The sequence below is a fragment of the Streptomyces sp. NPDC006265 genome (assembly GCF_040613555.1).
GTDB lineage: Bacteria > Actinomycetota > Actinomycetes > Streptomycetales > Streptomycetaceae > Streptomyces.
Genome location: NZ_JBEXSH010000303.1, coordinates 1 through 9,401 on the forward strand (window position 1 = coordinate 1; position 9,401 = coordinate 9,401).

At 70.1% G+C, this 9,401-nt stretch carries 10 protein-coding genes and 2 pseudogenes; 4 read left to right on the top strand and 8 right to left on the bottom strand.

Annotated elements, in window-relative coordinates; translation table 11 throughout:
- Positions 1 to 297 (top strand): transposase (locus ABZ281_RS23590; RefSeq protein WP_356658379.1); only part of this gene is annotated, 297 nt, incomplete at its 5' end.
- A 130-nt stretch (positions 298 to 427) separates the two neighbouring features.
- Here ABZ281_RS23590 and ABZ281_RS23595 read toward each other — a convergent pair.
- A complete protein-coding gene (locus ABZ281_RS23595) occupies positions 428 to 571 on the bottom strand; it encodes a hypothetical protein (protein ID WP_356658381.1) in 144 nt (47 codons plus the stop codon).
- Positions 572 to 586: 15 nt separating this feature from the next.
- Here ABZ281_RS23595 and ABZ281_RS23600 point away from each other — a divergent pair, with 15 nt between their 5' ends.
- Positions 587 to 805, top strand: a complete 219-nt coding sequence (locus tag ABZ281_RS23600) for a hypothetical protein (RefSeq protein WP_356658383.1) — start codon at positions 587 to 589, stop codon at positions 803 to 805.
- Here the strand turns inward: ABZ281_RS23600 and ABZ281_RS23605 are convergent.
- The 7 genes and pseudogenes from ABZ281_RS23605 to ABZ281_RS23635 all read right to left on the bottom strand — a co-directional run.
- On the bottom strand, positions 798 to 1,523 hold the full coding sequence (locus ABZ281_RS23605) for a TrkA family potassium uptake protein (RefSeq protein WP_356658385.1): 726 nt from the start codon (positions 1,521 to 1,523) through the stop codon (positions 798 to 800). The two genes, ABZ281_RS23600 and ABZ281_RS23605, sit on opposite strands and share 8 nt — an antisense overlap.
- Positions 1,516 to 2,898: a potassium transporter TrkG gene (locus ABZ281_RS23610; protein ID WP_356658387.1), complete on the bottom strand. Its 1,383-nt coding sequence runs from the start codon at positions 2,896 to 2,898 to the stop codon at positions 1,516 to 1,518. The genes ABZ281_RS23605 and ABZ281_RS23610 overlap by 8 nt, the downstream gene beginning before the upstream one ends.
- Before the next feature lie 549 nt (positions 2,899 to 3,447).
- Positions 3,448 to 4,368 carry an aminoglycoside phosphotransferase family protein gene (locus ABZ281_RS23615; protein WP_356658389.1) on the bottom strand — a complete coding sequence of 307 codons (921 nt, stop codon included), beginning with the start codon at positions 4,366 to 4,368 and terminating at the stop codon, positions 3,448 to 3,450.
- Positions 4,369 to 4,422: 54 nt separating this feature from the next.
- A pseudogene (locus ABZ281_RS23620) lies at positions 4,423 to 5,046 on the bottom strand (MFS transporter); the annotation flags it as partial.
- The gene (locus tag ABZ281_RS23625) at positions 5,034 to 5,654 is read right to left on the bottom strand and encodes a class III extradiol dioxygenase subunit B-like domain-containing protein (protein ID WP_356658391.1); all 621 of its coding nucleotides are present in this window, start codon (positions 5,652 to 5,654) and stop codon (positions 5,034 to 5,036) included. The pseudogene ABZ281_RS23620 and the gene ABZ281_RS23625, both read right to left, overlap by 13 nt.
- A gap of 69 nt (positions 5,655 to 5,723) precedes the next feature.
- The gene (gene miaB / locus ABZ281_RS23630; protein ID WP_356658393.1) at positions 5,724 to 7,238 is read right to left on the bottom strand and encodes a tRNA (N6-isopentenyl adenosine(37)-C2)-methylthiotransferase MiaB; all 1,515 of its coding nucleotides are present in this window, start codon (positions 7,236 to 7,238) and stop codon (positions 5,724 to 5,726) included.
- A gap of 64 nt (positions 7,239 to 7,302) precedes the next feature.
- A pseudogene (locus tag ABZ281_RS23635) lies at positions 7,303 to 7,581 on the bottom strand (LuxR C-terminal-related transcriptional regulator); the annotation flags it as partial.
- Between the two features lie 134 nt (positions 7,582 to 7,715).
- Between ABZ281_RS23635 and ABZ281_RS23640 the strand changes: the two are divergent.
- The gene (locus tag ABZ281_RS23640; RefSeq protein WP_356658395.1) at positions 7,716 to 8,201 is read left to right on the top strand and encodes a TrkA C-terminal domain-containing protein; all 486 of its coding nucleotides are present in this window, start codon (positions 7,716 to 7,718) and stop codon (positions 8,199 to 8,201) included.
- 4 nt (positions 8,202 to 8,205) lie between these two features.
- Positions 8,206 to 9,401: cation:proton antiporter (locus ABZ281_RS23645; protein WP_356658397.1), on the top strand; the 1,196-nt coding region annotated here is incomplete at its 3' end.

A 9,401-nucleotide genomic window follows, 5' to 3' on the forward strand; every position in this document is an offset into this window, starting at 1 on the left:
GCGTACTCGTCCCGCGGCAACCGCGCCCACCTGCGCAAACGCCGTATCAAGGCGGTCATCCCGGAGAAGAAGGACCAGGCCGCCAACCGGAAGAAGAAGGGCTCCAGAGGCGGCCGGCCTGTCAGTCACGACGCCGATCTTTACAAGGAGCGGAACACCGTCGAGCGTCTGATCAACAAGCTGAAGGCCTGGCGAGGCATCGCCACCAGATACGACAAGACCCCCGACAGCTACCTCGCCGGCCTTCATCTGCGCGCCTCGATGATCTGGCTCAGAGAGCTCACCCGGACCACCTGATGATCACAACCGAATACGCTCCCTAGCGGCCGGGGGGTGCCAGAGCGGAGCCGGCTGGTCCGTGGCGCAACCAGGCGGGGATCCGAAGCCGAACAGCCGGAGCAACGCCCGTATCCGGCGGCCGACGACTTCAGGGTCGGTAGATCATCTCCAGCAGACCCGCCGCGATCATGACCCATGCGCCGATCCCGAGTAGCCACAGCGTCTCGGTGAGCACACCGCCGGCGACCAGGGCTACGGCGGTCAGCAGGAGAACGCGGAAGAGACGCCTCATCCCACGATCGGCGCTGTGGACATTCACGCGTTGCTCCCGTGGGCCGACTTCGAGCGCGGGCGGTGCGGCTACGAGGAGAGGAGCGGCGTGCCCAGCCGCCGCGCCTGGCCGATCGGCCTCGACACCGCCTTCATGACAGCACCTCCGAGCTACTGGAGGGCCTGCGCCCGGCACTTCTTAACGCACTCCGTACGGCAGGAGACGGGCGCGGACCATCGTCACGGGCTCAGCTGAGCTCGGCGAAGGACTCCACCGCGTGGATCTTGCCCGTGACGATGATGACGTCACCCTTGGAGATGACCGTCTCGGCGGTGGCGTGGGTGAAGTCCTCGCCGGGCCGCTTGATGCCGACGACGGTCACGCCGTACTTGCTGCGGACTCCGCTCTCGCCCAGCGGTACGCCGGTGGCGATGTCGGGAGCGACGGTCTTGACCAGGGCGTAATTGTCGTCGAATTCGATGAAGTCGAGCATCCGGCCGGTCACGAGATGGGCGACACGTTCGCCCATCTCGTGCTCGGGCAGCACCACGTGGTGCACGCCGAGCCGCTCCAGGATCTTGCCGTGCTGGCGGCTGATGGCCTTGGCCCAGATGTTGGTCACCTCCGCCTCCAGCAGGTTGGAAGCGATCAGGATCGATGCCTCGATGTCGGTGCCGATGCCGACCACCGCGCTGGTGAACTCGTGCACGCCGAGCTGCCGCAGCGTCTCGGGGTCGGTGCAGTCGGCCACGGCGGCATGCGTGAGGTCGTCGCTGTACTTCTGGACGAGCTGGGCGTCGGTGTCGACGCCCAGGACGTCCCAGCCACGCCGCATCAGCTCATTGGCCAGGGAGCTTCCGAACCGGCCCAGACCGATCACGGCCACCCGCTGGTCACCGTGACCGTGAGAGGCAGTGCGTTCGGCCGGCCGCTTGCGCCGGCGCCGGCGCAGGGAGTGCAGGTAGTTACCCAATGACAGGTCGCTCCTCGGGTAGCTGGTAGCGGCGGGTCCGCTCGCGCAGGGCGAGCGCCGATACCAGGGTGACCGGTCCGAGCCGGCCGACGAACATGAGAACGATGACGATCAGACGGCCTGCGGTGGGCAGGTCACCGGTGATGCCGGTCGACAGCCCCACCGTGCCGAACGCGGACACGGCCTCGAAGAGCACCTGCTCGAAGGGTTTATCGACGACGGCGAGCAGGGCGAGTGTCGCGGTCATCACGAAACCGATGCCGGCCAGCGCGACGGTCAGCGCCTGTCGCAGCACATGCGGAGCCAGCCTGCGGCCCATCACGCCGGAGTGCGGCTCACCGCGCACCTCGGCCACCATGGCCGCGCCGAGCACGGCGAACGTGCTGACCTTGATCCCGCCCGCGGTGCCCGCGCTGCCCCCACCGACGAACATCAGCATGCAGGTCAGCAGCAGCGTCGCGTCCGTCATTGCCCCGACGTCGACACTGTTGAACCCGGCCGTACGCGACATCGCCGAGTGGAAGAACCCGGCGAGGATCTTCTCGTCCCAGTCGGAGCCGCCGAGGGTGCCGTCGTTCGTCCACTCCAGTACACAGGTCAGCACCGTCCCCGCGAGCAGCAGGGCGGCCGTTGTGATCACCGTCAGCCTGAAGTGCAGCGACCAGCCGCGCCGACCGGTCCGCCGCTGCCGGTTGCGGTGCCGCAACAGTTCCAGCAGCACGGGGAAACCGATGCCGCCGAGGATCACGGCCACCGCGATGGGCAGCGTCACCCACGGGTCCAGGGCGTACTTCGTCAGGCTGTCGGCGTACAGCCCGAACCCGGCGTTGTTGAACGCCGAAACCGCGTGGAAGAAGCCCAGGTACGTGGCGTCCCAGATGGATTCGCCGTACCCGAACCGCAGCCGGAGCGCCAGCACCGCGCCCACCGCCAGCTCCACGGCGAGGGTGCACCCGGCGACGCCCAGCAGCACGCGCCGTACGTCGCCGATCCCGAGGCTCTTGGTCTCCGCCTGCGCCGTGAGCTGCATCCGCAACCGCAGCTTCCCGGAGATCAGCAGGCCGAGCAGCGAAGCCATGGTCATGATGCCGAAGCCGCCGACCTGGAACAGGGTGAGGATCACGCCCTCGCCGAAGCCGCTCCAGTAGGTGCCGGTGTCCACCACGACAAGGCCGGTCACGCAGACGGCCGACGTGGACGTGAACAGCGCCGTCACGAGATCCGCGGACGACCCGTCCTCGGTGGCCACCGGCAGCATCAGCGCAGCCGTGCCGAGAAGGATCACGGAGCCGAAGCCCATCACCACGGTCCGCGCAGGATGTGCCGTGAACAGCGACTGCCACACTCGCGCCACCCGTGCTGCGCGTCCTGCCACGCTTCGGCCTTTCTGCCTGTCGGTATTCCGCGGACGTCCGCGAATCCATCCTGAAGGACCCGACAGGAGTGCGCCAAGATCCCGGCGGGACACCGTAGCCGAGGTCCTGGGGCGCAGACACCAGAGGCACCTCTCATGTGAAAAAGCACTCATCGAGCGGCCGCCATCTCGAAGTGGCAGGTCAGGGTCCTGGTGTGACGTTGCTCGGGCTCGGGCTGGTCGGGGCGGCAGTCTGGCGTGTAGATCGTCTGGCATGGGGCGATGAGTGTCGGCTCCTTGAGGCAGCGGCTGGTCATCCCACCTGCGAGTGCGTGAGCGATGCGTGAGCGGACGGCGTGGCACCAGATGGATTCAGAGGCAGGCACGGACTGGCCAGCAAGTCGCTGATCAGGCGAAACGGGATCCGGCGTGCTGGTACGGCACCCGCCGTCACGACCCTGCGAGCCCTTGTCATGCGTAGGTCGTCGGTTCGAATCCGACAGGGGGCTCTGTTGAACCCCAGGTCGGATCTGTTCTGACCTGGGGTTTTGTCGTCCCCCCTCCCTTTCTCTACGGCCCGGTCCGGGGCGAGCGGGGGCCGGGTGTGCTCAGGCGGCGGGCGATCTCCAGCTGGTCGTCGTCGAGCGGGCGGGCGTCCTCGATGTCCCACAGGGCGTTCTGGAGGAGGCGGGCGAGGGTCCAGGCGTGGGCTCGGGGGCGGTCCAGGGTGAGGATGTCGGTCATGGCGTCGAAGCGCCAGCGGATGTCGTCGGGGTCGTAGCGGTTGTCGAGGGCCGGCCACAGTTCGAAGCCGGGGTCGCCGGCGAGGGGCTTGGGATCGATCGCGAGCCAGGGGGCGCGGCCGGAGGCGAGGACGTTCTCGTCGTGCAGGTCCCAGTGCAGGAGCCGGTCGCCGGGCTCGTCGGCGACCTCGCGTACGGCGGCCGCGCAGTCGGCGACGACGCGGCGGGCCTCGGGGTCGGGGATGCGGCCGAGGGCCCAGGGGGTCCGGTCGAGCATGCCCTGCGCGATGTCGCCGAGGCGGCGCATGCCGGGCGGGGCCGGGAAAGAGGTGAGGTGGGCCAGGAGTTCGGCGATGGTGACCACGGCCTGGTGGGGGTCCGGCAGGCGGGACAGCATGCGGGTCTCGTCGAGGCGCTCCAGCAGCATGGTGCCGGTGGGCTCGTCGAGGTCGAGGAGGCGGACGGCTCCGTCGCCGTTCCAGGCGCGCAGCGCGGCCGGTTCGCCCGCGCTCTCCTCGTCGAGGATCTGGAGCTTGAGGACCGCCGGGGTGCCGTCGGCGGTCCGGACGACCGGGACGACCAGGGCGCAGACGCCGTGCATCGGAGGGCCGTCGGGTCTCAGGTCCCAGTGGTCGAGGAAGCGGGCCGTCCGCTCGGGCAGCCCGGTGATGAAGGCGCGTCCCGCCTCGCCGTTGAACTTCTCCTGTGATGCCGCCAGTTCCCGGGGGATGTCGATCACTGTCGGCACGGTAGTGGCGCACGCGGGGTGGGTCATGCGAATTTCGCCCGGGCTCCGCGCCCCTCAGACCACCGGTTCCGGCACCGGCGTGTCCGTCGGGGTGCCGTGTTTCGGGGCCTTCTTCGTCACCATCAGTCCCGCGATGAGCCCGGCCAGCAGCATGATGCCGGCGGCCCACCAGATGGCGACGGTGTAGCCGCGGACGACGCCCTCCCGCATCACCCGGGTGCGGTCGGACGGGTCGGCGAGGTGTCCGGTGATGTACGTCGCGGTGCTGGTGGTCGCGATGGTGTTGAGCAGGGCCGTGCCGATGGAGCCGCCGACCTGCTGCGAGGTGTTGACCGTCGCGGACGTCACGCCCGAGTCCTGCGGGGCGACGCCCGCGGTGGCGGTGGCGAAGACCGGCATGAACGTCAGGCCCATGCCGAGGCCGAGCAGCAGCAGCGCGGGCAGGATCTCGGAGGCGTAGGAGGAGTGCGTCGTGATCTGGGTGAGGAGCACCATGCCGGTCGCGGCCAGGACCATGCCGGGGACCATCAGCATGCGCGGCGGCACGTGCTGGAGGAGCCGGGCGGAGATCTGCGTGGAGCCGATGATGATCGCGCCGGTGAGGGGCAGGAAGGCCAGGCCCGTCTTGACGGGGGAGTACGCGAGGACGGCCTGGAGGTAGTACGTCATGAACAGGAACGGGCTCGGCCGGACACCTTCAGCTCGTGCGCCAGCCCTGGGTCCAGCGTGGTGAGGGCCGCCACGTTCGCCGCGCCGAGCGCGCGTGCGACCTCCGCGTCGAAGGGCGCCGCCCGCTCGTCCAGATAGCCCGGGGCCTTGAGCGTCCGGCACGCGCTGGCGTCACCCATCACCAGCAGGGCCACCCGCTCATCCCGGGCGGCGATCTCCCTCCCGGTCCGCGCGCACAGCTCGGGCGGGTACGACGTCCCCACACCGAGGCCCTCGACCGGGGCGTCGGACCACCCGGTCCGCTCCAACAGCCAGGCCGCCACCGCCAGCGCGTACGGCAGCCGCTGTTCCGTGTCCGCGCCCTCGGCCGCTCCCAGCCGTACGTCGACGTCGACGCCGAAGCCCCGGAAGGACCCCGCTGTTCCCTCCGGGTGCGTCTCGGGCCCGGCACCGTCCACCGGTCCGACGACCACGAGCCGGCCGGGCCGAGCGGCGGCGAGCACTCCCAGCGCGTCCGTGCAGGCGGCCCGTGCGGCATCCAGCTCCGGGGCGGCGCCCGCCGCGACCTCGGGGACCAGCAGGGGCGGGCAGGGGCAGACAGCGGCGGCGACAAGCATGATCGGCAGGGTAGCTGTAGCTCTCAGGAGCAGGAGCCGCTGCCACCGCTCAGGACGGCAGCGGACGGCTCAGTCGCAACCGCACCCGCTCGCCACGGCCGGCAGGAGCTCGGGGGCGCCGATCCTCGGCAGGCCCAGCATCACGCCGACGGGCTTGGCCTTCTCGGCCGCGTTGCGTTTCTCCCAGGCGTCGCCCGCGCGCGTGCGGCGCACGTCCAGCACGGGGCCCTCGACGAGGAGGTGGTGCGGGGCGGCGTAGGTGATCTCGACCGTGACCACGTCGCCGGGACGGACCTCCTGGTCCGGCTTGGTGAAGTGGACGAGGCGGCTGTCGGGGGCGCGGCCGGAGAGGCGGTGGGTGGTGTCGTCCTTGCGGCCCTCGCCCTCGGCGACCATCAGCTCCAGCGTGCGGCCGACCTGCTTCTTGTTCTCCTCCCAGGAGATCTCCTCCTGGAGGGCGACGAGCCGCTCGTAGCGCTCCTGGACGACCTTCTTGGGGATCTGGCCGTCCATCTCGGCGGCCGGGGTGCCGGGCCGCTTGGAGTACTGGAAGGTGAAGGCCTGGGCGAAGCGGGCCTCGCGCACCACGTGCAGCGTCTGCTCGAAGTCCTCCTCGGTCTCGCCGGGGAAGCCCACGATGATGTCCGTGCTGATCGCGGCGTGCGGGATGGCGGCGCGGACCTTCTCGATGATGCCGAGGAAGCGGTCCTGGCGGTAGGAGCGGCGCATCGCCTTCAGGACCGGGTCCGAGCCGGACTGGAGCGGCATGTGCAGTTGCGGCATCACGTTCGGCGTCTCGGCCATGGCGGCGATGACGTCGTCGGTGAAGTCCCGCGGGTGCGGGGAGGTGAAGCGGACGCGCTCCAGGCCGTCGATCTTCCCGCAGGCGCGCAGCAGCTTGCTGAAGGCCTCGCGGTCGCCGATGTCGGAGCCGTAGGCGTTGACGTTCTGCCCGAGCAGCGTGATCTCGGAGACGCCCTCGGCGACCAGGGCCTCGATCTCGGCGAGGATGTCGCCGGGGCGACGGTCCTTCTCCTTGCCGCGCAGGGCCGGGACGATGCAGAAGGTGCAGGTGTTGTTGCAGCCGACGGAGATGGAGACCCAGGCCGCGTAGGCGCTCTCGCGGCGGGTGGGCAGCGTCGAGGGGAACGCCTCCAGCGACTCGGCGATCTCGACCTGTGCCTCCTCCTGCACGCGGGCGCGCTCCAGCAGGACCGGCAGCTTGCCGATGTTGTGCGTGCCGAAGACGACGTCCACCCAGGGCGCCCGCTTCACGATGGTGTCGCGGTCCTTTTGCGCGAGGCAGCCACCGACCGCGATCTGCATGCCGGGGCGGCTCGCCTTCTTCGGGGCGAGGTGGCCGAGGTTGCCGTACAGCTTGTTGTCGGCGTTCTCCCGCACCGCGCAGGTGTTGAAGACGACGACGTCCGCCCCGTCGTTGCCCTCGGGGGCGCGGACGTAGCCCGCGTCCTCCAGCAGTCCGGACAATCGCTCGGAGTCGTGGACGTTCATCTGGCACCCGTAGGTGCGTACCTCGTATGTGCGCGTGCCGCCCACTGACTGGCTCCGGTCGATGCTGCTCATGGGGACAAGGGTAGGCGGTCGGCGAACGTGACTCGGCCGCCTGTGGACAACCGCCGCCCCGGGCTCAGGGTTCGATGAGTCCGGCCCTGATCGCGTACCGGGTCGGCTCCAGCCGGTCGCGCATGCCGAGCTTCTGGAGGAGGTTGGCGCGGTGGCGTTCGACGGACTTGGCGCTGATGAAGAGGAGTTCGCCGATCTCCTTCGAGGTGTGGCCTTCGGCGACCAGCTTGAGGATCTCCTCCTCGCGTTCGGTGATGGCCCTCTCCGGCAGGCCGTCCCCGCGGTGCAGCCGCTCCAGATAGGAGCGGACGAGGGCGCGTTCGGCGCCCGGGTAGATGAACGGCACCGTACGGCCGGATGGGACCATGCGGACTTGACCCGTCCGATGATCGACACCGCTCATCGAAAAGATAAAGCGCAACAAAAAGTACAAATACGCATCAAACACAACGAATCAGACGACCAAGGGGAAGCAACGTGTCAGCTCCGCGCCTGAGGGCGACACCACTCCCGGGTATCGGGGTCCAGTACGACCTGGAGACCCGGGAGCACCGCCATCTGTCGGTGGTGGCGCACCGCGACGGCACGCGCACGGTGAACGTGTACCGGTCCGACGATCCCGACTCCTGCGCCCAGTCCCTGAAGCTGACCAGCTCGGAGGCGGGATCGCTGATCGACGCGCTGAAGCCGTCCCACCACAGCCCGAGCCTGCTGTACACCACGGACCTGGGGCTGGTCGCCGAGCGGATCGAGGTGGCCGCGACCTCGCGCTGGAACGGGCGGGTGCTGGGCGACATGCGGATGCGGACGGAGACGGGCGCGTCGGTGGTGGCCGTGCTGCGCCGGGCCGGGGCCATCCCCTCGCCCGCGCCGGACTTCCGGCTGGCGGGCGGCGACACGCTGATCGTCGTCGGGACCCGTGAGGGCGTCGACGCGGCCGCGGCCATACTCGGGCGGGAGTGAGCCGTTGCACTCGGCGGTTCTGCTCATCGAGTTCGGTTCCATCATTCTCGGCCTCGGGCTGCTCGGCCGGTTCGCCGCCCGGTTCCGGCTCTCCCCGATACCCCTGTACCTCCTGGCCGGTCTGGCCTTCGGTGAGGGCGGTCTGCTGCCGCTGGGCGCGAGCGAGGAGTTCATCGCCACGGGCGCGGAGATCGGCGTCATCCTGCTGCTGTTGATGCTGGGCCTGGAGTACACGGCGAGCGATCTGGTCTCCAACCTCAAGACCCACTATCCGTCCGGCCTGGTCGACTGCGCCCTCAACGCGCTGCCCGGGGCGGCCGTGGCGCTGCTGCTCGGCTGGGGCCCGGTGGCCGCCGTCGTGCTGGCCGGTGTCACCTGGATCTCGTCGTCCGGCGTGATCGCGAAGGTGCTGGGCGATCTGGGCCGGGTCGGCAACCGGGAAACGCCGGTGATCCTCAGCGTGCTGGTGCTGGAGGACCTGGCGATGGCGGTGTACCTCCCCATCGTCACCGCGCTGGTGGCGGGAGTCGGCCTGATGGCCGGGAGCGTGACCCTGGCGATCGCGCTGGGGGCGGCCGGGCTCGTGCTGTTCCTGGCCCTGCGCTACGGCAGGGTCATCTCGCGGGTCGTCTCCAGCGACGACCCGGAGAAGCTGCTGCTGGTCGTGCTGGGTCTGACGATCCTGGTCGCGGGCGTCGCGCAGCAGCTCCAGGTGTCGGCGGCGGTGGGGGCGTTCCTGGTGGGCATCGCGCTGTCGGGGGAGGTGGCGGAGGGTGCGCACACCCTGCTGAGCCCCCTGCGTGACCTGTTCGCGGCGGTCTTCTTCGTCTTCTTCGGGCTGCACACCGACCCGTCGAGCATCCCGCCCGTCCTGCTGCCCGCCCTCGGACTGGCCGTCCTCACCGCGCTGACGAAGATCGCCACCGGATACTGGGCGGCCCGGCGCGCCGGGATCTCCGTCAAGGGCCGCTGGCGTGCGGGCGGCGCGCTCGTGGCCCGCGGCGAGTTCTCGATCGTCATCGCCGGCCTCGCGGTCTCGGCCGGCATCGAACCGTCCCTCGGCCCCCTGGCCACCGCCTACGTCCTGATCCTGGTGGTGCTGGGCCCGCTCACCGCACGCTACACCGAGCCGGTGGCGACCTGGTGGGGCCGGCGCCGCGAGCCCCGCTGCCCGGAGCCGGCGCCCCGGGCGAACGAGGC